This window comes from Aureibaculum koreense, from assembly GCF_034296135.1.
GTDB lineage: Bacteria > Bacteroidota > Bacteroidia > Flavobacteriales > Flavobacteriaceae > Aureibaculum.
The window spans coordinates 81616-105707 of record NZ_JAXKVV010000009.1 but is presented as its reverse complement, the minus strand read 5'-3'; the positions used below and the strand labels follow the sequence as shown (position 1 = coordinate 105707).

Annotated in this window: 16 protein-coding genes; 11 read left to right on the top strand and 5 right to left on the bottom strand. The window is 34.0% G+C overall.

Annotated elements, in window-relative coordinates; all coding sequences use genetic code 11:
- Nucleotides 1-8: 8 nt before the first annotated feature.
- Together UMM65_RS10090 and UMM65_RS10085 are read right to left on the bottom strand one after the other, a co-directional pair.
- Complete coding sequence (locus UMM65_RS10090) at nt 9-2438, bottom strand: GumC family protein (protein WP_321976392.1); 2430 nt, start codon at nt 2436-2438, stop codon at nt 9-11.
- Between the two features lie 19 nt (nt 2439-2457).
- Nucleotides 2458-3255: a polysaccharide biosynthesis/export family protein gene (locus UMM65_RS10085; RefSeq protein ID WP_321976391.1), complete on the bottom strand. Its 798-nt coding sequence runs from the start codon at nt 3253-3255 to the stop codon at nt 2458-2460.
- A 605-nt stretch (nt 3256-3860) separates the two neighbouring features.
- On the opposite strand from UMM65_RS10085, the gene nagB reads away from it, so the two are divergent.
- Nucleotides 3861-5771 (top strand): glucosamine-6-phosphate deaminase, encoded by a 1911-nt coding sequence (nagB, locus tag UMM65_RS10080; protein ID WP_321976390.1) that lies wholly within the window; start codon nt 3861-3863, stop codon nt 5769-5771.
- Nucleotides 5772-5773: 2 nt separating this feature from the next.
- Here nagB and UMM65_RS10075 read toward each other — a convergent pair whose 3' ends face one another.
- Together UMM65_RS10075 and UMM65_RS10070 are read right to left on the bottom strand one after the other, a co-directional pair.
- Complete coding sequence (locus tag UMM65_RS10075) at nt 5774-6475, bottom strand: LytR/AlgR family response regulator transcription factor (protein WP_321976389.1); 702 nt, start codon at nt 6473-6475, stop codon at nt 5774-5776.
- A complete protein-coding gene (locus UMM65_RS10070; protein WP_321976388.1) occupies nt 6472-7551 on the bottom strand; it encodes a sensor histidine kinase in 1080 nt (359 codons plus the stop codon). Before UMM65_RS10070 ends, UMM65_RS10075 begins: the two co-directional genes overlap by 4 nt.
- A 329-nt stretch (nt 7552-7880) precedes the next feature.
- Between UMM65_RS10070 and UMM65_RS10065 the strand changes: the two genes are divergently transcribed.
- The 6 genes from UMM65_RS10065 (at nt 7881) to UMM65_RS10040 (ending at nt 16788) form a co-directional block, all read left to right on the top strand.
- Nucleotides 7881-9758, top strand: coding sequence for a sodium:solute symporter family protein (locus tag UMM65_RS10065; protein ID WP_321976387.1), 1878 nt, complete (start codon nt 7881-7883; stop codon nt 9756-9758).
- Nucleotides 9759-9861: 103 nt separating this feature from the next.
- On the top strand, nt 9862-10836 hold the full coding sequence (locus UMM65_RS10060) for a glycoside hydrolase family 130 protein (RefSeq protein ID WP_462976391.1): 975 nt from the start codon (nt 9862-9864) through the stop codon (nt 10834-10836).
- A 164-nt stretch (nt 10837-11000) separates the two neighbouring features.
- The gene (locus UMM65_RS10055) at nt 11001-12077 is read left to right on the top strand and encodes a carbohydrate-binding family 9-like protein (RefSeq protein ID WP_321976384.1); all 1077 of its coding nucleotides are present in this window, start codon (nt 11001-11003) and stop codon (nt 12075-12077) included.
- A 37-nt stretch (nt 12078-12114) separates the two neighbouring features.
- Entirely contained in the window at nt 12115-14418 is a 2304-nt protein-coding gene (locus tag UMM65_RS10050; protein WP_321976383.1) for a glycoside hydrolase family 20 protein, read from the top strand.
- A 123-nt stretch (nt 14419-14541) separates the two neighbouring features.
- On the top strand, nt 14542-15297 hold the full coding sequence (locus tag UMM65_RS10045; RefSeq protein ID WP_321976382.1) for a 3-keto-disaccharide hydrolase: 756 nt from the start codon (nt 14542-14544) through the stop codon (nt 15295-15297).
- A 24-nt stretch (nt 15298-15321) separates the two neighbouring features.
- On the top strand, nt 15322-16788 hold the full coding sequence (locus UMM65_RS10040) for a Gfo/Idh/MocA family protein (protein WP_321976381.1): 1467 nt from the start codon (nt 15322-15324) through the stop codon (nt 16786-16788).
- Nucleotides 16789-16951: 163 nt separating this feature from the next.
- On the opposite strand, the gene UMM65_RS10035 is transcribed toward UMM65_RS10040, so the two are convergent.
- Complete coding sequence (locus tag UMM65_RS10035; RefSeq protein ID WP_321976380.1) at nt 16952-18013, bottom strand: bestrophin family protein; 1062 nt, start codon at nt 18011-18013, stop codon at nt 16952-16954.
- 289 nt (nt 18014-18302) lie between these two features.
- Here UMM65_RS10035 and UMM65_RS10030 point away from each other — a divergent pair, with 289 nt between their 5' ends.
- The 4 genes from UMM65_RS10030 to UMM65_RS10015 all read left to right on the top strand — a co-directional run bounded on the left by UMM65_RS10030 (nt 18303) and on the right by UMM65_RS10015 (nt 24085).
- On the top strand, nt 18303-20666 hold the full coding sequence (locus UMM65_RS10030; protein WP_321976379.1) for a PSD1 and planctomycete cytochrome C domain-containing protein: 2364 nt from the start codon (nt 18303-18305) through the stop codon (nt 20664-20666).
- Between the two features lie 4 nt (nt 20667-20670).
- Entirely contained in the window at nt 20671-22128 is a 1458-nt protein-coding gene (locus tag UMM65_RS10025) for a DUF1501 domain-containing protein (RefSeq protein ID WP_321976378.1), read from the top strand.
- Between the two features lie 110 nt (nt 22129-22238).
- Nucleotides 22239-23294 (top strand): NHL repeat-containing protein, encoded by a 1056-nt coding sequence (locus UMM65_RS10020; RefSeq protein WP_321976376.1) that lies wholly within the window; start codon nt 22239-22241, stop codon nt 23292-23294.
- The gene (locus UMM65_RS10015; RefSeq protein WP_321976375.1) at nt 23291-24085 is read left to right on the top strand and encodes a chitobiase/beta-hexosaminidase C-terminal domain-containing protein; all 795 of its coding nucleotides are present in this window, start codon (nt 23291-23293) and stop codon (nt 24083-24085) included. Before UMM65_RS10020 ends, UMM65_RS10015 begins: the two co-directional genes overlap by 4 nt.
- Nucleotides 24086-24092 lie beyond the last annotated feature (7 nt).

The following is a 24092-nucleotide window of genomic DNA, read 5'->3' as shown; positions in this document are numbered from 1 at the left end:
ATTTGGTGTTAAGATTTACCAAATTGCCACCATTTCTTTTGGGAATTTTCAAAAGCTGTTCCATAACCATAGCCATAACCGTAGCCATAAGTTTTCTTGTGGTCAACACCGTTTAGCAATAAAGCCATATTGGGCAGTCTTTTTTCTTTGTGCAAGAAGCTTATGTATTTTAACATTCTTTTGTCTAGATAATTGGCTCTAATTACATATATAAAAGCATCTGCAAATTTACTTAATAACAAGGTATCGGTTACCATGCTAAACGCGGCAGTATCTACTATTACGTATTCATAATTCTCTTTGGCAAAATCAAATAATTCTTTTATTCTCTTGTTCATCAATAGTTCAGCAGGGTTTGGAGCTAAATCTCCAGATGTAATAATATCAAGATTTTCGTTATCAGGTGCTGAAACTATTATGTCTTCGGGTATAATATCAGAGTTTATAATATAATTTGTAACCCCCTGTTTACTCCTTACACCTAAATAAGGTTCAATTTTTGGAGCTCTAATGTCCAATCCTAAGATTAATGTTTTTTTATTGGCATGTGAAAGAGCTGTGGCTAAGTTTGTAGCGACCAAAGACTTTCCTTCATGAGCAATTGATGATGTTACAAAAACAACCCTACCATCACTATTATCGGCGGTTTTTGGTAATATAAAGCTTATATTGGTCCTAAGAATTCTGAATGCTTCAGCAATACCGGAATGATCTTCTTTTTTAATTAAATATCTGGTTTTTTTACCTTCAAGTTTGGGAATGTCTGCAATAATAGGAATGCTTAAAGTTTTTTCAATATCTTCTCTTGTATGTATTTTAGAATCGAGAATGTCTCTGACGTAAAAAATGGCAAATGGAATTAATAGCCCGACCAATAAGGCAAATAAAAAGGCAGTCTTCTTTTTTGGTGCAACTCTATTTGGTAAGCTTTCGGCTTTGTCAATAATTTTGGCGTTCGGATCAGCAACTCCTAAAGTGATTGCAGTTTCTTCTCTTTTTTGCAATAAATACAAATATAGCTGCTCTTTTGTTTGTTGCTTACGTGTTACATCTCTAATTTGCGTTTCTTGAACAGGAGTTCCATAAATTCTACTTTGAGCAATACTATATTGTTGATTGTAATTGTCTAAGGCAATTTTAGTTGATGATTCAGCATTACTCAACCCTTTATTTATAGAAGCTTCAAGAGATTTAAGTTGATCGTCTAAGGCAACAACAATAGGGTTTCTTTCCGTATTACCACCTTTAAGTCTAGCTTTTTTGGCAGTTAATAATTCATTATACTTTGCGACACTAGTAGATACGTTGGGATCATTAATGCCAACACTCGGAATCATTTCGTTTTCACCTTTTGTAGCAACAATTTCTTTTACTTGCTTTATTTGATCTAGCTGTGTACTAGTTTGATTCTTTTGTTGTTCTATCTGTTTCGCAAACTCCATATTTAATCCTGCACTTGAAGCTACGGATGATGCTCCGTATTTAGATTTTACACTTTCAACATTTTCGTCAACATCAGCTAATTCTTCTGAAATTTTTTGTAACCTTTCACTAACAAACTCTGAAGTCTTTTCAGAGAGTTCTTCTTTTAGTCTAATAGCTCTAAGGTTATATCTATGTACTAACTCATTTAAAAAATCTTCTGCTTTCTTTTTGTGACTACTAATTACGGCTAGACTTAAAACATTTGAAAATTCTGCAACGGGTTCAACTACTAAACCCTCAAGGTAAGCATTAGTTAAATCTTTTATAGGGGTAATATTTACGAGTATATTAGAACCTATAAGATTATTCTCTAGTAAGTCAACAATTGGTAATATAATTAAATCTCCAAAATTAGTGGTTATTTTCTCTCCGAATGATTGTGTTTTTACTATTGATTTATCTGTAGTGCTAAACGTATATTGATTTGCAGAATTAATCTTAATTATAAAATTAGCAGCAACTTTACTTAGAGCAGAATCACTAATAAAGAAATTAAGTGCTAAAGGTGGATTTTCATAATTTTCTTTTTCATAAAATTCAGTATGAAATCCTAAGTTATTATCCAAAAAGTTGCTGAGTTTATTCTTTTCAGTAAAAAACTGAATATTTAACTTTAACGATGCTATAGCCTCAGATACTAAAGTTTTAGATTTAATAATTTCTATTTCGTCTTCAACTTTATCTTTTGTAGCACTGCCCATGACACCCATATCTCTAAAAACGGAAAGGGTAGATTTATCACCTCCACTTTCATCTTTAATTTTTATCTTAGAAATAGCTTCATAACTAGGCCTTGTAAAGTTTAGAGTATAAAATGTATAAATAAAAGAAAGTAGTACGGCTAAAGCAAACCATTTCCAGTGTCTTAGATATTTTTCTATTTGTTCTCTAAGATCTAGGTTATTTTCATTCCCATCATCATCATGGATACCATTGATTTTTTCAAATTCCATTTACAAAAAATTAAATAAATTATTTGGTAATGCTGACTACAATGGCAGCGGCTGTTAATAAAATACTAATTGCCGACAAAGTTGTGTTTGTACTCGGTCCAATTGTAGCCCCTCTTACCCTAGAGTCATTAGGTGTAACATAAATAACATCATTCTGCGTAAGATAGTACATTGGTGAATTAAACAATTCTTCCGAAGTTAAATTAACTCTATTATATGTTTTTTTATTTCCTTCTTCCCTAATAACCATTACATTATGGCGTTCAGCTTGTATAGTTAAATCTCCAGCTAATGCTAAAGCTTCTAAAATAGTAATTCTATCATTTTGAATTGTAAATACGCCAGGATTTCTTACCTCGCCCAAAACAGATACTTTAAAATTTACATTTCTTATAATTACAATTGGATCATTTAAATACTCCTTTAGCATATCTTTTATCATTGCTGTAGCTTGAATTCTATTTAGACCAGCTAATTTTAAAGTACCTAAAACAGGAAAGTCTATGTTACCATTGGCATCAACCAAATAACTTTGTAAAGTAGTTCTGTCAATATCACCGTCATTGCCTGTATAAGAAACAGCGGTTAAATTAAAGGGTCTTACCCCTTGTATATCTAAGGAGGAAACGGTAATAGTTAAAGCGTCATCAGGTTTGATAATTGGACTATAATTTTCAATAGGCCTACTTATTGCTGCAAGATCCGCATCTTGAAAATAGACAATGTCTTGTTTACTACCACAAGAAGAGATTAATAATGTAAGAGCGATTATTAATCCACTTTTTTTTAGGTTGGATAAATTCGATTTTTTTATCATTATATTTTTTTTTGCAAAAATAAGAGTTATTTACTATGATATTAATTTTTTTCTGCTATTAATTAACGTTAGTTATTAACATATTATTATCTTATGAAAGAATTAATTACTAGCATTTTATAAAAGCAAATTATTCTTAATTGTTAACATTATTTTTTCAAACTCAGGCTCTGATAAACCAGAACCGTAAGGCAAACATAAGCCTTTTTTAAATAAATTTTTAGCGATACCATTACAATATTTAATAAATTTAAAGGAAATCGGCTAAATGTACAATGGATTCGATCGAGATTTTTGATCTAAACTAATCCAAATTTGTACAGGTTAGAGAAATCCAATTTTCTGTAATAAATAGAACTATATTATATCTTCCAGTTCGTCAATTGACCTTATAACTAGGCTCTTGTTTTAAACTTCTTGGCAAATTATAGTTGAATTAAAATGATAGTTATAAAAATATTTCATCTAATATTTAAATACACCTTAGTGTATAAAAAAATTCTGTTAAACCATTTTAAACGATATTAATAAGCAGTTCGTCGAATTTTGAATATAAGATTATAATATATTTTTAATTTTACAAACTAACTAAAAATCATCTATAGATGCAAAAAAAATCTATCAATCATCAAGAAGCAGGTAAATTTGAAGAAACCAGGTTTGAGAAAATCCATAATGTAATTTTTGAAAGTTCAAACGATGCTTCAATTTTAGTTGCAAGAGAAATTGCTGATTTAATTAAAAACAAACAGTCACAAAACAAGAAATGTGTATTGGGTTTGGCCACGGGCTCTTCCCCAATTAATGTTTATGACGAATTGGTTAGAATGCACAAAGAAGAGGGTTTAAGTTTTAAAAATGTGGTTACTTTTAATTTGGATGAATATTATCCTATGGAAAAGGAAAACATCCAAAGCTACCACTACTTTATGCACGAGCACCTTTTCAATCACATAGATATTTTGCCCGAAAACGTACATATTCCTGATGGAACCATAGAAAATGATATATACAAATATTGTATGTCTTATGATAAGAAAATAGATGATGTTGGAGGTTTGGATTTTCAATTGCTAGGTATTGGCAGAACCGGGCATGTTGGTTTTAACGAGCCAGGTTCACATTTTAATTCAGGAACAAGAACTATTACTTTAGATTACGTAACTAGAGCTGATGCTGCTCCCGCTTTTTTAGGTATAGACAAAGTACCCAGAAAAGCAATAACCATGGGCATAGCTACTATTAGAAAAGCAAAAAGGATAGTGTTACTGGCTTGGGGCATAAACAAAGCAAGTGTTATTAAAAAAGCCATAGAAGGCGAAATGTCCTCTCAAATACCTGCAACTTATTTACAAACTCATCATAATACCACTTTTGTTTTAGATACAGATGCATCTTCTGAATTAACACGTGTTAAGACACCTTGGTTGGTAACTTCGTTAACTTGGAACGAGCATTTGAAAAGAAAAGCCGTGGTTTGGTTAAGTGAATTGTTGGGCAAATCAATTTTAAAGCTTACGGACAAGGATTATAATGACAACGGAATGTCTAACCTATTGGTAGAAGAAGGAGCAGCTTATGACCTTAATATCAAGATGTTTAATATTTTGCAACATAGTATTACGGGATGGCCAGGAGGAAAACCAAATGCAGATGATACTAACAGGCCTGAAAGGGCAAATCCAGCAAAAAAACGGGTTATCATTTTTAGTCCTCATCCCGATGATGATGTCATTTCTATGGGTGGTACTTTTGATAGATTGGTTGAGCAAGGTCACGAAGTACACGTTGCTTACCAAACTTCGGGTAACATAGCGGTTGCGGATACGGAGGCTTTAAAATTTGCCGAGGTCTGTAAGTTTATGTCAAAGTTGTCTAATGATGTTGAAAGTGTAATAACCAGTATTAACAATAAAGAAAAAAATAGTATTGATACCTTAGAAGTCAGAAAATTAAAAGGTATGATCAGAAGGGCAGAATCAATTGCAGCCACACGTTATTTAGATGTACCAGATGAAAATGTTCACTTTTTAGACCTTCCTTTTTACGAAACGGGTACAATTAAAAAGAACAAACTTTCTAAGGAAGATGTTAAAATTATGACCTCTTTAATTGAAGAAGTAAAGCCACATCAAATATATGCTGCCGGAGACTTAGCGGATCCTCATGGTACACATAAAGTTTGTTTGGATGCTCTGTTTATGGCACTTGATAAGTTAAAGCCAAAAAAGTTTATGGATGATTGTTGGGTGTGGTTGTATAGAGGTGCTTGGCACGAATGGGAAACGTACGAGATTGAAATGGCTGTACCTATGAGCCCTGATCAAGTACTAAAAAAGAGAACGGCTATTTTTTATCATCAATCTCAAAAGGATGGCGTTATGTTTCAAGGCGATGATTCCAGGGAGTTTTGGGTAAGGGTGGAAGATAGAAATAAATTGACCGCACAAAAATATAACGATCTTGGCTTGGCAGATTATGCAGCGATTGAAGCCTTTAAACGTTATATGTTTTAGTGTTATAAATTTAATATTTTACTTTTAACCTCGTCAATATAGGTTCTTCCAATTGTGTATCTAATACCGGCAATTTCAACACTATTGCCTTCAATAGTATCAACTTTGTCTATAGCAATAGTGTAAGACCTGTGTATCCTAATGAAGTTGTCCGAAGGAAGCTGATCGGTAAAACTACTTAGTGTTTGGTGTATAATATATCTATCTGTTTGGGTAGTTATTTTCAGGTAATCTTTAAGACTTTCAATAACCAAAAGTTCATCCAAATATATTTTTTTTAACTTTTTCTTGTCTATTTTTATAAAAAGATAGGGTCTATCTTGTAATAAATTAGGAGAAGTCTTATCACTAAAAATTTTAAAAACTTTGTTCATAGCTTTTAAAAATCTTGGAAATGATATTGGCTTTACTAAATAATCCAAAACATCAAGTTCAAAAGATTCTACCGCAAATTCTTCATGTGCGGTAGTTATTATAATTTGTGGTTTGGTTTCTAAACTTTTAATAAAACTTAAGCCATCTAATAATGGCATATTAATGTCCAAGAAAATAAGATCTACGTCATTGTTTTTTAAAAAGTTAAGTGCATCAACGGCGTTATTAAAAGTATCAATTAAAATTACGTCATTAATCTGTGACAAATAATTCTTAATAACATTTATTGCCAAAGGCTCATCATCAATAATCAAACATTTTACCTTCATTGTACTTTAATTTTTAATTTTACTGTAAATAAATTTTGATCGTTTTTGATCTTTAAATCGTATTGATCTTTTTTGTAACCTAAAGCTAATCTTTTTTTCACATTTTTCAAACCTATTCCGCCAGAGGTATTCATGCGTTGTTCATATTCGGAATATGCAGGAGTTGGATTGGTGATGGTAAAGAAAAGAAAATCTTCTTTAATTTTAAAATCAATATCAATTTTAACTTTTCCAATATTTTTATTTGCTCCATGCTTAAAAGCATTTTCAACAAAAGAAAGCAACAAGATTGGTGCAATTTTTTTACCCGAAATATCTCCGCTAATTTCCATATTCACTTCTAAACCTTCTCCATGACGTATGCGTTCAATTTCTAAATAGTTTTGAAGGCAAATTATTTCTTTTTCTAAACTTTGCCTTTTCTTCTTCGTTTCGTAAAGTAAATAACGCATCAGCTCTGAAAGTTTTAGAATAATCTTTGGGGTCTTTTCCGATTTTTCTATTGATAGGGAATAGATGTTGTTGAGTGTGTTAAAAAAGAAATGTGGGGAGACTTGTGTTTTTAAAAACAATAATTCCGTTTCCAACTGTAATTTTTCAAGATCGGTCAGCCTTTTATGTTCAGTTAACCAATCCATGGTTATTTTAATTGCCGTTACAAATGTTATTACGTACAATTCGCCTATCATCATATCCACAACATAATTAAAAGTCAAAGAATTGGTAACTACAGGGCCTTCTGGCCAAACATTTGTATTTAAAAAATAATAAGTTAGGTTAAATTTTATTGTAACCATAATAAAAATGGATGCAAATATCGCTAATATATACATTAAGTATTTTCTACGGAATACTAAAAAAGGCATTAATACATAAACATTCAAATAGCACAGTGTCATGTGTATGGGAAAACCAACTAAATTGGAGCGTAAAGAATATAGGTAATCATCGTAATAACTCCCCCAGCGTAATGTATTTACGGTAAAATAAGCCAACCAAAAAACAACATGGTATTTCCAAGTAATTCTTGTGTGATAGGGTGAATTGGAAATATTGTTCAAATTAATCAAGGACATTCTTTTAATCTTTTGTGATGTTTAACGTAGTTGTTATGTTATCCGTCTAATTTTATTTCTGATAAGGATAAACTTGTACATTTTTATACTATATATAGCAATTATTATTTTTTCAGAAATGATAAATATAATTAATATTAACAATGAGGCATCTTAAATCTATATTTTTATTCTTGATCTTGATCAAATAAATTTTAGACAATCTCTTTTACTTAAAGTTTTCCGATCTAAAAAGGATACCGGAAGATATAATCCACAAAGAGCTTATGGCTAGTGGTAAATTGGAACTAGAAAAGGGTATAAAACCTAATAAAATGGCTAAATAACTAATGGATATAATCGATGTAAGCATTATAATTGCCTATATTCTACTAACCTTGTTTGTGGGTATATGGGTAAGCAAAAAAGCCTCAAAGGGTTTAGATTCCTACTTTTTAGGGGGCAATAATATCAAATGGTATTTCTTAGGATTAAGTAATGGATCGGGAATGTTCGATGTTTCCGGTACTGCGTGGATGGTGGGTATTTTGTTTCTTTATGGGGTAAAAAGCTTTATGTTTATGTGGCTATGGCCTATATGGAATCAGATTTTTGTAATGATGTTCCTTGCAGTTTGGATAAGGAGGTCTAATATAATGACTGGCTCTGAATGGATTTTAACACGTTTTGGTGATGATAGGCCTGGCAGGGCCTCACATTTAATTGTTGCCATATTTGCAATTGTGGCAGCAGTAGGTTTTATAGCTTACTTTTTTGAGGGTGTAGGTAAGTTTATGACCGTGATTTTGCCATGGGATATGACCCTACAAATTGGCAACACCGTTTTGTTCAATTCAGAACAATCCTACGCATTGATTATAATTGTGCTAACTACTATTTATACCATAAAAGGAGGTATGTTTTCTGTTGTAGCTACCGAAGTGTTGCAATATGGGATTATGGTAATTGCGGGTATCTTGGTAGCAGGATATGCATTTTTCGCATTTTCCGATTTGGAAATTGCTAGTGTAATAACCCCTGAATGGAAAAATGTATTTTTCGATTGGGAGCTAGGCTCACATTGGGATGGAAAATTTCAGGAATTTAATAATTTAATTGATTCCGAAGGCTATAAAATGTTCGGAGCGTTAATCGGTATGAGTCTTTTCAAAGGATTTTTTGCCAGTATTGCTGGTCCAGTACCTAGTTTTGACATGCAACGGATTTTGTCCACTAAAACAGTAAAAGAGGCCGCTTATATGGCAGGTTTTACCAATTTAATACTATTTATACCAAGGTATTTGTTAATTGGAGGTATAGCGGTGATTGCTTTAGTTGTGTTAGCTCCGGAGATGGTAGCTAATCCAAATTTTACAGGAGCTGATTTAGAGGTTATATTGCCCAAAGTAATTAATTTCCATGTCCCTGTTGGTATAAAAGGCTTGTTGTTGGCTGGGTTGTTAGCTGCTTTTATGTCTACATTTTCAGCTTTTGTAAATGCGGGTCCAGCATATATAGTTAATGATATTTATAAAAAATATTTTAAGCCCAAAGCCACTCCAAAACATTATATAAAGGCCAGTCATATTGCCTCGTTCGCGGTTGTGGCTCTTGGTGTTTTTATGGGCTTTTTTGCTGATTCTATTAATTCATTAACTTTGTGGATTACCAGTGCGTTATTTGGCGGTTATGTGGCGGCTAATTTCTTAAAATGGGTCTGGTGGCGTTTTAACGGATGGGGTTACTTTTGGGGAATGTTATCTGGCTTAATTGTGGCTAGTTTACAATTCTTCATGGATCAAAATAAAGATAATTTCTCTGAAGGAACATTACTGTTCGATATGGCTCATGTACATGCAATTTACCTATTCCCAATAATTTTCGGAGTGTCTTTGTTAGGTTCGTTTTTAGGTACTTATTTAAGTAAGCCTACAGATATGAAAGTACTTAAAGCATTTTACAAAAATGTAAGGCCATGGGGCTTATGGAAGCCTGTCTTAAATGAATTAAAAAAGGATGATGAAGCTACTGTAAAGAATAATCATTTTGGATTAGATATGATGAATTGTGCTGTCGGAATTATCTGGCAATCAAGTATGATTGTACTACCGATTTATTTTTTAATACGAGATTATCCTAAAGCATTAATTGCTCTGTTAATCTTCGTTATTACAAGTATAATCCTTAAATTTACATGGTTAGATAAAGTAAGGAAAATTAAAGATTAAAATCTGACCTAATCTTATTTTTATAAAAGAAGATAATTGCCCTGTTTAGTGCAATAAATAATAACAATAAATATTAAAAGTATTGAATACAAAATCCGAAACCATTAATCCGAAATGTATCATTCCTTGGCAAGACAAACCTGCTGGGAGCAATGATATTATTTGGAGATACTCAGAAAACCCAATTATAAACAGGTACGATATTCCTAGTTCCAACAGTATTTTTAACAGTGCTGTAGTACCTTTTGAAGACGGATACGCAGGTGTTTTTAGATGTGATAACAAAGCTGTACAAATGAATATTTTTGCCGGTTTTAGTAAAGATGGCATAAATTGGGACATTAATCACGATAAAATAGATTTTAAAGCGGGGAATACCCAAATGATAGAATCTTCCTATAAATATGATCCACGTGTCGTTTTTATTGAAGATAGATATTGGATTACTTGGTGCAATGGCTATCACGGACCAACAATCGGAATCGGTTACACATTCGATTTCAAAGAGTTTTTTCAATGCGAAAATGCCTTTTTGCCATTTAACCGAAATGGTGTTTTATTTCCACAAAAAATTGATGGAAAATTTGCCATGTTAAGCCGCCCAAGTGATAATGGCCATACGCCTTTTGGCGATATTTATATTAGTTACAGTCCCGACATGAAATACTGGGGCGAACATAGAATTGTCATGAAGGCAACCCCTTTTGAAGAAAGTGCTTGGCAATGTACCAAAATAGGAGCAGGGCCAATACCTATTTTAACGGATGAAGGTTGGCTAATGATTTATCATGGTGTTATTAATACCTGTAACGGATTTAGATATGCCATGGGCTCGGCAATTATAGAAAAAGACAATCCGGACAAAGTAAAATATAGAACAAGAGATTACTTGTTAGGTCCAGCAATGGATTATGAAATGGTTGGCGATGTGTCCAACGTTGTTTTCCCTTGTGCAGCTTTACATGACAGTGAATCGGATAAATTAGCAGTATATTATGGTGCCGCGGATACCTCAGTAGCATTGGCTTTTGGTAAATTGAGCGAAGTAGTTCAGTTTACTAAAGACAACAGTCTTTAGTTGGGACCTGCAAGGTTTCCAAAACCTTGTAGGTCTAAATCGAAAGTTCATTGCACAGAGTTTAACAGATACGCAGAGAATTAGAATAAATAATAGAAATATAAATTATAGCACCAATGCGTTCCCTCCCTTGAGTGGAGGGCTAGGGAGGGGCTTCTTACATTATGAACAAACTACAATTTAAAATATTTACTCTTTTCGTTTTTATCGGAATACTTACCAGCTGTGCTCAAACCGAACAATTAGTACCACGAACTCATATTGCTTATAAAACCAACGACAAAATGTCAATAGATGGCCTGGCAAATGAAAAAGTTTGGGAAAACGTACCTTGGTCGGAAAATTTTATTGATATTGAAGGTATTAAAAAACCAACCTACAAAACCAATGTAAAAATGTTATGGGACGAAGAGTATTATTACATTTTTGCCAAAATAGAAGAACCACACGTTTGGGCAAACTTAAAACAACGAGATACTATCATCTTTTATAATAATGATTTTGAGGTGTTTGTCGATCCTGATGGTGATACACATAACTATTTTGAAATTGAACTCAATGCCCTAAATACGGTTTGGGAATTATTTGTTACCAAACCTTATAGAGAACAACATCAGCCCGTACTTAACGATTGGAATATTACAGGTTTAAAAACAGCGGTTCAAATTGATGGAACTTTAAATAATCCTAACGATACGGATAAAGGTTGGACGGTGGAAATAGCAATCCCATGGAAAACATTTAGAAAATCCTATTTTGAGGATAATGTGCCTCGTGATGATTTTTGGAGGGTTAACTTTTCACGTGTCAATTGGGATTTTGATTTAATCGAAAACAGATATTATCGTAAAAAAGACAAAAAAGGCGATTTTTTACATGAGTACAATTGGGTATGGTCACCAATGGGCGTAATAAATATGCACGAACCAGAAAAATGGGGCTATGTTTATTTTTCTACCAAAAAAGCTGGAGAAAAGGATGAATTTACAATCCCAGCGGATGAACATATTAAATGGAAATTGGCAGAATTGTATAGAGCACAAAAATCATATTATAGTAAAAATGGCAAATGGGCTAATTCACTAGAGAGTTTAGATTTTTCAAGTTTTACCGTAAATAATGAGAATATTGAATTTGCTATTGATATTCATTTAACAGGTTATAATATTAGTGCTAAAAGTCCCTTTTCGGATAAAACAATTATCATTAAAGAAGATGGTAAAATAATTGTTAAAGATTAGACAAGGGTTTTAAATTTAATTAAAATAATATGTGATAATGAAACACTTTTTAATTATAATTTTTGTAATAAGCATATTCTCATGTGCAGAAAGTAAAAAAAACAAAAATTTTACGGACAATGATATCAATATTATTCCAAAACCAGTTGAGCTAACTTTAAATGAAGGTTCGTTCAGTATTGACAATAACACAAAAATTGTTGCTCATGATAGTTTAAAAATTGTGGCTAATGTGTTGATGGACAAACTTAAATCTTCCGGAAATAAAGTAACTTTTGGTGAAACTTCTACGGAAAATAGTATTGAATTTGCATTAAAAGAAGGTCTGGAAAACGAAGCTTACGAAGTTTCTATTAACAATAATAAAGTAACCATTTCAGCCAGTAGTCTTGGTGGATTTTTATACAGTACACAAACTATATTACAACTGTTGCCCGCTGAAGTTTACAGTGAGAAAAGTGTGGATTTAATTTTACCAGCACTTGAAATAAAAGACAAACCACGGTTTGGCCATAGAGGCTTAATGCTCGATTTGTCTAGACATTTCTTCCCTAAAGAATACATTTTAAAAACCATTGACCGTTTGGCAATGCACAAAATGAATGTATTGCACCTACATTTGGTTGATGACCAAGGTTGGCGGATGGAAATAAAAAAATATCCAAAACTGACCGAAGTTGGTGCTTGGCGGGTTGAACAAGAAGATAAACATTGGAATGCAAGAGATGATAATGACCCGAATGAAAAAGGAACTTATGGTGGATTTTTAACTCAAAAAGAACTTAAGGAAATTGTAGCGTATGCTGCTCAAAATAATATTGAGGTAATTCCCGAAATTGAAATGCCAGCTCATGTTACTTCCGTTATGGCAGCTTATCCGCATTTAACCTGCCACGGAAAACCAGTAGCAGTACCATCGGGTGGTGTTTGGCCAATTACCGATATTTATTGTGCTGGCAAGGAAACCACTTTCGAGTTTTTAGAAGATGTTTTATTAGAGGTAATAGAAGTTTTTCCATCAAAATATATACATATTGGTGGAGATGAAGCTACAAAAACGGAATGGGAAAAATGTTCCAATTGTAAAAAAAGAATGAAAACCGAAGGCTTGAAAGATGTCCATGAATTACAAAGCTATTTTGTAAAACGTATGGAAAAATTTATAAATAGCAAAGGCAAAAAACTAATTGGTTGGGATGAAATTTTAGAAGGCGGATTAGCTCCTGAAGCTACCGTAATGAGCTGGAGAGGCTTCAAGGGCGGTATTGAAGCGGCAGAACAAGGGCATGATGTAATTATGACACCGGGTTCACATTGCTATTTTGACCATTATCAAGGCCCACAAAGCGTTGAACCAATTGCTCAGGGCGGATATGTACCTTTAAATAAAGTATATAAATTTGATCCAGTTCCTGAAAATATGCCCAAGGAAGCATCCCAGCATATATTGGGTGCCCAAGCCAATTTGTGGTCGGAATATATTCCCACTACTTCCCATTCTGAATATATGATATTTCCAAGATTGGCTGCGTTATCCGAAACTATTTGGTCTCCTAAGGCATCATTGGATTGGAACGACTTTACCAAGAGATTAAAAATTCAATTTAAACGTTACGAAGCCTTAAACATAAATTACGCTAAAAGTGCATATTTGGTAACGGCCGATATGAAGGTAGATTTGGAAAATAAATCCGTGAATATGGTGCTAAAAAATGAATTTCCAAATTCTGATATAAGATACGTACTGGGAGATGAAGTAATAAGTAATGACGCGAAACTGTATAAAGATCCTATTGAAATTAAAGAGACCACCGCCATAAAAGCATCCATGTTCGAAGATGGCAAACCTATAGGCAAGATATTTACAGATACTATTAAATTTCATAAAGCAGTAGCAAAAAAAGTGAATTATTTAATTCCGTATAGCGATAGCTATAAAGGAATAGGCGAGTTCACATTGGTAAATGCATTGCGAGGTTCAAAAAATTTCCACGACGGACAATGGCAGGCATGGTTAGAAGACAATATGGAAGTAATAATAGAATTGGAAGAACCGACCATGGTTGGTAAAGTTTCGGTCGGTGCAATGGAAAATCAAGGCCCAGGAATCTATTATCCTACAAAAATTGAAGTATTTACTTCAAACGACGGGAAAAATTTTAAATTTGTAGGTAAAAGGGAAAGAAATTATGCCAAAAATGCTGATTCTGAACTTAAAAATTTTATTGTAAACTTTGAAGAGCAACGAACACAATATGTAAAAGTGAAAGCAACTAATTTAAATAAAACTCCAACTGGCGGAAGCGTCTGGTTGTTTATTGATGAGGTTTTGGTGGAGTAATGTTCTTTGATTAAAGGTTAAATATAAATGTATAATTAAACTTTAATAATACACCTAGTAGTTTCCCTCTTCAAAGGAGCTAGGGGTGTATTTTTAAAATTTAGAACTAAATCTAAATAAAAAATGAAAAAACTAACAACAATTTTATTAATCCTTTTTATAGCCTATTCTTGTAAAAAAGAGGCTAAAAAAGATGAATCAAACAATGAAGTCGAAACGTCAGAAACCCAAGCATCCGAAGAATGGATCCATCTTTTTGACGGTGTAAGTACAAAAGGATGGCGAGCCTATAATGGTGATGCTATGCCTCCGGGCTGGATAGTAAAGGATAGTGTTCTAACTTTTGATACCGAATTGGGATTGGAACAAGATTACAAGGGCGGCAAAGATATTCTTTATGGAGACGAAGAGTTTGAAAATTTTGAGCTGTATTGGGAATGGAAGATTCCTGAAGGCGGAAATAGTGGAATTATGTATCATGTAAAAGAAGGTGATTGGCCGCCATACGAGGTGTCACCAGAATATCAAATGCTAGATGATTTAAAATGGGAAGAAATTAATAACGCGAAACTAGAAGAATGGCAGAAGACGGGAGCTGACTATGCCATGCATGTACCAGATTTGAGTCAAAAAATAGTAAAACCAGCTATGGAATGGAATACTTCTCGTATCATTTTTACACCAGAAAAAGTAGAACATTGGTTAAATGGTAAAAAACTGCTTGAGTTTGTGCCTTGGTCAGAAGATTGGGAAAAGCGAAAAGAAGAGGGTAAGTGGAAAGATTCTCCAAAATATGGCACTTTTAAGTCTGGCTACATCGTTGTTCAAGATCACGATAGTCCCTTATGGTTACGAAACATTAAAATAAAAAAATTGTAAAATTACACATCAAAATTACACATCATGGATAAAAGAGAATTTTTAAAAATAAGTAGTTTAAGTGCAATGGGCTTGGCCATATCACCATCTTTAGTGATGTGTAAAACAAAAGCGGAAAACAAAGGTGAAGAGGTTGTATTAAATAAATTGGAACGCTTACGGACCGCCCATATAGGTGTAGGGAATATGGGTGCGGCAGATTTAGCTGATATTTCATCCCATGATAAAGTAGATGTTGTTGCTTTGTGCGATGTTGACACCAATTATTTGGAAGCCGCTAAAAAATTACATCCAAATGCAAAAACATATGCAGATTATAGGGTAATGTTTAAAGAAATGGCTGATGAAATAGATGCCGTTATTGTATCAACACCAGATCATACACATGCTCCCGCTTCAATGTTGGCAATGGATAAAGGTAAAGCCGTTTATTGCCAAAAACCGCTGACGCATCATGTTTCAGAAGCAAGGGCAATGCGGAAAAAAGCTGAAGACAACAACTTGATTACGCAAATGGGAATTCAAGTCCATTCGTTTTATGATTACAAATTGGCAACATTGCTTATTCAATCGGGTATTATTGGTAAAGTGCATACAGTACGTGCATGGTCACCGAAAAATTGGGGTTATAACGGCCCTGAACCCAAAGGTTCAGATCCAGTTCCTGAGACCTTAGATTGGAACCTGTGGTTGGGTACCTCGGCAGAAAGACCTTATAAAGAAGGTTTTTACCATCCCGGTAATTGGAGAAAATTATTAGATTATGGTTGCGGAACTTTAGGTGATATGGGTGTTCATATTTTTGATACCCCGTACAATGCACTGGAATTGGACGTTCCTAAAACGGTTATGAATGAATGCAGGGAGCCTAATGGTTTTGGATTTCCCGAAAACAATATTGTGACTTATGAATTCCCACAAACAAAACATACTGCAGAAACGCTAAAATGGGTCTGGTATGACGGATCTGGAGCACCAAAAGACCACGAAGATTTCAAATTGCCAGGAGATAATACCATAAAAGGTAAAGCAGACAAAGAAAAAGAGGCTTCGTTGGATGAGAAAATGTCACTAGAAACAAAAGCCACGGCCGAAGGCAAATTACCAGGACAAGGAGCTATGTTTATTGGTGAAAAAGGACGTTTACTATTACCTCACTTTATGGAATTGCCAAGAAAAATTGTGGACGGTAAATATGTAGATATATCTGAAGAAATTGCTGCAATAGAAAAAGAACATAATATGGGTAAACCCATTAGGGACTACGCATCAGAAGGGAAAAAACATTATCATGAATTTGTAGATGCCTGTTTGGGAGAAACTGAATGTTCAGCACCATTTTCTTATGCTTCAAGGTTAACAGAAACTATTTTATTAGGTGTTATTGCGGGTCGTTTCCCAAATAAAACCTTGAATTGGGACAGTGAGAATGCTAAATTTGCAGAAGAGGAGGTAAATGCTTTGTTGGAAGCACCTTATCGGGATTTTTAGCAAGATTTTATTGGTTGTAAGTGGTGTGAAAATTTGTAAAAAAATATTTATTAAACATCTTCTATCCAACGAAATCTATTGACATTTCAAAATTATAATAGTTATCTAACCGTTCACTTAAGAATTTTGAAATAAATTGGTTGAATAAATTTAGTATTTCCAACTACATCTGAGTATCGTAAATTACAGGAAATTGTTCTGGAATTTCTTCTTCGCTTTCTCCTAAATTTTGACGCAAATCAATTTCAATACCTCTAGCAATGGTTGAAATAGGCACATCGTTCACTAAACCTTCGAAAGGGCTCTCGCCAGTTCGCCCAATACGTTCCATAGTATGGAAAACCCAAGCAACTAGAACATAAACGGGTATTGAAAACCAAATAAAGTATTTGCTCATTATTGGAAAGTTGGTCGCAATGTCATTGCCAATTTCGGCAAATTGAGGAACAATACCCAAGGGAAGAAGCATTACAAAAATCCACATAAAATAATGGTTCAAAGTGGCAAATTGTCTTGGGTATGGAAAGTTTTTAATACGTTCACTTTGGCCTTGCAGTGTAAACTGTTCTTGTACTAGACTTTCCAGTTCTAAAAATGAAAATTCCCAAACAACACCTTGTTCTTTTAATTTTTTTAAGTGATGCGACTGTAAGTAAAGTAATGCGGTTTGCTTATTATTTTTAGATAAAGTGTATGCTAAATCACCAGCCGATAAGTAGGGTTTTAAATCATCTTGCAATGTGGACCTTTTTTCAGGTGCCCCAATCATATCTGTCCATTTTTTATTGCCCTTATCAGTATTCGCCGTTTCCCAAGGTTTGGGCTGTCGCATGGCATGGCGTAAGGCGGTCATCCAAGCAATGTGTCTATAAGTTAATGTTTTTATTTCATGCTGTAATTCTTCTTCTGTATGTTTAACTACTGAATGTTCGTTTGTTACCATATCCTGTACATACACACCAAACGTACGCGAAGTATTCACAATACCACCCCAAATTTTACGTGCTTCCCAAATACGACCATAAGCCGAATTGTTTTGAAAACCGATTACAAATGCAACTGCAGAACCTATTACAGCGATGGGTGCCCAAGGTATTTTTAGCCAAGTTAATCCTAAATATTTTATAAGTATTACAAAAATGGTTCCTATGACCAAAAAAAGGAACGATTCGAATTTCGTCCATTTTATCATTTCTTTAGCTGGAAATACTTTTTTAGTGTACATGGTTTTTTGTGTTGGTTAATGAGATTTTATTTTTTATCGATGAGTTTGTCCAAAATTTGATGGTCTTTTCTTGCTGAGAATCTTACAATTAATAGTTGAGTTTTATTTTTTCTAAATTAAATTAATAATCTTGAAAGTAAAGCTACAAAACAACTATTATTTAAAAATTTATACCACCATCTAAATTAACCAATATTTTATATCTTTAAGGACTGAAAATTAATACGTTGGTCGAAAAAATAATGACGTATAGAATTTTTTCACTAAACTGCTATCAAATTCCTAAAGTATGTCCAATAAAAAGAGAAATAGATATTTAAAATGGGTGCTGTATTTTATAGTGCCGTTCTTGCTCGTTTTACTTTTTAAATTTATAACAAAAGATAACAGTGAAGGTTATAGCACATTAAACAATACAACGGAAAACAACTACACAACTGCTGAGATGAAAGTCCCAGAAACTGTTGACTATATTTTTGATGTAAAACCGATTTTATCGGATAGATGTTATTTATGTCATGGCCCAGATGAGGGCACAAGAGAAGCGGGACTTCGGCTAGACCTTAAAGAGACTGCCTTTGCAGCTATTGGTAAAGATTTGGACAGACATGCAATTATTCCTGGTGATACGGTAAATAGCCAGATGGTATTTCGTATCAATAATCCTGATATTGAAAAAAGGATGCCACCAGTAACTTCAAATTTATCTTTAACTGAATACGAACGTAAAGTATTAACCAAATGGATTCAACAGGGTGCTGTATGGAAAGACCATTGGGCATTTGTGCCTCCTGTAAAAAGAGACGTTCCTGAGGTTGCCAAAACAGAATTGGTGACAAATGAAATTGATAATTTTATTCTTAAAACTTTGGAGCAAAAAGGATTGCAACCCTCCGAAAAAGCAAGTAAAGAAAAACTGTTAAGACGTGTTTCTTTTGATTTAACCGGCTTACCACCAAGTATTGAGGAGTTGGATAATTTTTTAAACGATGATAGCCCCAATGCTTATGAAAAAGTGGTGGATAGATTATTAGCTTCTACGGCTTATGGAGAGCGGATGGCTGCCAATTGGTTAGATATTGCCAGATATGCTGATACGCATGGTTATCAAGATGATTTAGAACGTGTTATGTGGCCTTGGCGAGATTGGGTTATCAGTGCTTTTAATAGAAATTTACCTTATGATGATTTTATAAAATGGCAATTGGCAGGAGATTTATTGCCAGATGCCAGTTTGGAACAAATACTTGCTACGGGTTTCAACAGAAATCATAAAATTACACAAGAAGGTGGTGTTATTGATGAGGAATACCGTGTGGAATATGTGTTGGACAGGGCAAATACCACATCAAAAGCTTTGTTAGGGTTGACGATGGAATGTGCCCAATGTCACGATCATAAATATGACCCGATATCTCAAAGAGAATATTATAGTTTTTATGGTTTTTTTAATCAAGTTGATGAAAAAGGGTTGATTGGATATGACGAAATTCCCGAACCTAATATTACTATCACTCCAAAGGAAATAAAAGAGGCACTTAGTTTTATAAATATGCCGGATAGCATTAAAGAAGCAAAGCCAATGGTAATGCGGGATAATAAACCGCAGCGGAAAACTTATATTTTGAACCGTGGTGCTTATGATGCTCCTACCGATGAAGTTCAATTGGCCGCACCCGAAATGGTTGCACCGTTTGAAGGTAAATATCAAAAAAACAGGCTAGGGCTGGTGGAGTGGTTATTTAGTGAAGAAAATAGTTTGACCGCAAGGGTTGCCGTAAATAGGATGTGGCAACAAATATTTGGTATAGGAATTGTTTCCAGTAGTGCCGATTTTGGTAATCAAGGAGATCTACCATCACATCCCGAATTACTGGATTGGTTGGCAGTAACTTTTAGGGAAGAAGGTTGGGATATGAAGAAAATGATGAGGCGAATGGTACTTTCTAGAGCCTATCAGCAAACTTCAAAAACCGATGGTAAATTGCTAGAAATAGATCCTAACAATAAATATTTGGCAAGAGCTTCACGAGATAAATTAACTGCTGAGATGATTAGGGATAATGCTTTGGCTGTTAGCGGTTTATTGGTTAATAAAATTGGAGGACCAAGTGTTAAACCTTATCAACCTCCGGGGATATGGGAAGAAACCACTTCTGGACAAGGGCTAACAAAATATTTTATGGATACTGGCGGAAACCAATACCGTAGAAGTCTTTATACATTCTGGAAACGAACTGTTCCACCGCCATCAATGATGACTTTTGATGCTGCTGGTCGCGACTTATGCGAAGTAAAACGGCAAAAAACAAGTACTCCTCTTCAAGCATTGGTTATGTTAAACGATCCTGTTTTGATCGAAGCCGCACAAATGTTGGCACTAAACACCTTAAAAGAAGGAAATAATCTGTCGGACGAACAGCGTATTGAACATATTTTCAGAAAACTAACATCAAGAAAACCAGATGCTGAAGAAAAAGAAAAATTAATAACTTTTTTAAATAATGCAGAAGAAAATTATGATGCTAATGAAGCAACTAAAATAAAAGAACTGGTTAATGAGCATAAATCTATTAAGGCCGAAAAATTATATGGACTTTCTATGATGACTAGTTTAGTTTTTAACCTTGATGAAGCCATTGTAAAAGGATAATATTATGGAAGAACTCTCTAAACATTTTATAAATAATAATAGAAGGCATTTCCTCAAAAAGTTGGGGTTGGGTATTGGCGGATTGGCCGCAGCGTCTATGCTAGACCCTTTTTCTTCTATTGTTGAGGCGGCTGATTCACCTTTGGCAGGAATGAACTTACCTCATTTTGCCCCAAAGGCTAAACGTGTAATTTATTTATTCCAAAGTGGAGGACCCTCACAGTTGGATTTGTTTGACTACAAACCTTTACTCAATAAAATGAGGGGCGAAGATCTACCGGATTCTGTTCGTAAAGGACAACGATTAACAGGAATGACTTCTGGTCAAGCCAATTTCCCTTTGGTCGGTGGTAATTTTAAATTTAAACAATATGGTGAATCTAGAGCTTGGGTTAGTGAATTAATGCCATATACTTCAAAGATAGTTGATGAACTGTGCTTTGTAAAATCCATGCATACGGAAGCCATCAATCACGACCCTGCAATTACATTCTTTCAAACGGGTTCGCAACAACCTGGCAGACCTAGTATGGGCTCTTGGTTTAGTTATGGTTTAGGAAGCTTAAACCAAAATTTGCCTACGTTCACGGTATTATTATCTAGAGGTACCGGAAGACCATTTTCTCAGCCATTGTATTCAAGACTTTGGGGTAACGGTTTTTTAAGTTCGTTACATCAAGGTGTTCAATTCAGGTCAGGTAAAGATCCTGTACTGTACCTAAAAGACCCTGAAGGAATGTCGCGAGAAGACCGTAGGAAAATGCTAGATCATATTAGCGAACTCAATCAAAAACAAGAGGAAGAATTTGGCGATCCAGAGATTAACAGTAGAATTGCTCAATACGAGATGGCATATAGAATGCAAACTTCTGTACCAGGAACAATGAATATTGATGATGAACCAGAACATATTATACAAATGTACGGTGCTAACTCAATGGTACCGGGAACATACGCGGCCAATTGTCTTTTGGCAAGACGATTGATAGAACGTGATGTTCGTTTTGTGCAATTATATCACATGGGATGGGATCAACATGAAAATTTACCAACTCAAATTACAGGTCAGGCTAAAGACGTGGATCAGGCTACGGCAGCTTTGATTATGGATTTAAAACAACGTGGTTTGTTAGAAGATACCTTGGTAGTTTGGGGAGGCGAATTTGGCCGTACCAATTATAGTCAAGGAACGTTGACGGACACTAATTATGGTAGAGACCATCATCCTAAATGTTTTACCATGTTTATGGCTGGTGGAGGAGTAAAACCTGGATTCTCTTACGGAGAAACAGATGATTTTGGTTACAATATTGTAAAAGACCCTATGCATGTACATGACTTACAAGCTACCATGATGCACTTAATGGGTATAGATCATACTAAATTTACGCACAAACATCAAGGACGGAGATATAGATTGACAGATGTTTCCGGTCATGTAGTGCATGATGTTTTGGCCTAATAAAATAAAATTACGTTAACCTGCAAGGTTTCAAAAACCTTGCAGGTTTCTAATTAAATTAATATAAAAATTCTAAACTTTAATTTAGGTATATAAAAATCAAAATCTTAATGCCCAACACCTATAATCGTAGAAAATTTCTAAAACAATCCTCTTGTTTATCTTTAGGCATAATGGCTTACCCAACATTTGCAAGTGCTTTTACCGCAGATAAATATGATGATTTAATTATTGGCCACAATTCACACCAATACAAAGTGAATATGAAATGGGGTAATCTAGACCCGTTAAAAACCCCGGTACAAGATTGTCATGAAATGGTACAAGATTCTAAAGGAAGAATTGTGTTGTTGACCAATCACACAAAGAATAATGTTATTATTTATGAAAAATCTGGCAAGTTGTTAGAAACTTGGGGAACGGAATATCCTGGAGCTCATGGTTTAACACTGGTAAAAGAAAACGGAGAGGATTTCTTGTTGATTACCGATTACGAACGTCATCAAATTATTAAAACCACAATTGACGGAAAAGTGATTTTTGAATTAGATTATCCAGTTGATACCGGCAACTACAAAAGCAAAGAGGAATATAAACCGACCGAGACAACTGTTGTTGAAAATGGTGATTTTTATGTGGCAGACGGTTATGGAAACCAATATATTACGCATTACAACCATAAAGGAGAACTCCTAAATTCTTTTGGAGGAAAAGGTACAGAAGATGGTCAGTTTTTAAATGCCCACGGAATCTGTTATGATAATAGAGATGCTAAAAATCCAAGTTTATTGATTTCAGCACGGGAAATGAATATTTTAAAACGTTTTAGTCTGGACGGTAAGTTTTTGGAATCCATTAAAGTGCCAGGAGCATTAATTTGCCGGCCTGTAATTCATAATAACGATATTTATTTTGCTGTTTTAAAATCGAAGGACTCACCGAATGCAGATTCAGGATTTTTATTGATTATGAACGAAAAAAATGAAGTAGTTTCTTGCCCTGGAGCAACTGCACCAACCTATAAAAACAATGAATTAAATGAGTTATATCAGACTATCAGATTATTTCAATATCCACATGATGTTTGTATAGACGAGGACGAAAATGTTTATGTTGCCCAATGGAATTCTGGACAAACTTATCCCATAAAATTGACAAGAGTATGATGCGGAAAATTGTTGGAATGTTATTTTTATACCTATTTATATTTAGTTGTAAAAATGAAAAAACCAAAATAAATTATTTACAACAAGAAGAAGTACAATTGGTTCAACCGAGAATAATCGCTTCAAATACGGTAATTGATTCTTTTGTAACCATAAAGGCGGATAGAAATATTGACGGTACAACCGTTTTTTATACTGAAGATGGCACAGAACCCACAAAAGAATCAACAAAATTTTCAGGAGAAATAAAGGTTAAAGAACCAAAAGAACTTAAATTCAAAGCGTTTCATAACAATTTTAAAGCTAGTGAAACCGCATCCATCAAATTGTATCAAAAAGGACATTCGGCTAATAGTATTGAATGGTTTACAAACGTGAATAAAAAATATTTAGGTTCTGGAAATACCACTGTAATTAATGGTAAAAAAGCATCATTGGAATATAATAATTCGCAGTGGATGGGTTTTGATACTATTGCCAAAGCGACCGTAAAATTTGATAAGAAAACATATTTAAAATCGATCGATATTGGCTATTTAAACGATCCTGGCTCTTGGATTTTTCCTCCTTCTGAAATTAAAGTAATTGTAAATGAGAAAGATAAACTTACTTTTCAATTAGAACCTTTAAAAACCTTAACAGATAGGGAAATGATGAATTTTACTGTGCCAATTAATCAAGAAGTAAGTACACTACATATTTCAATTAAAAATGTGGAACAAATTCCTGATTGGCACGAAGGTAATGGGAACAAGGCGTGGTTATTTATGGACGAATGGATTTTTAATTGAAGCATTA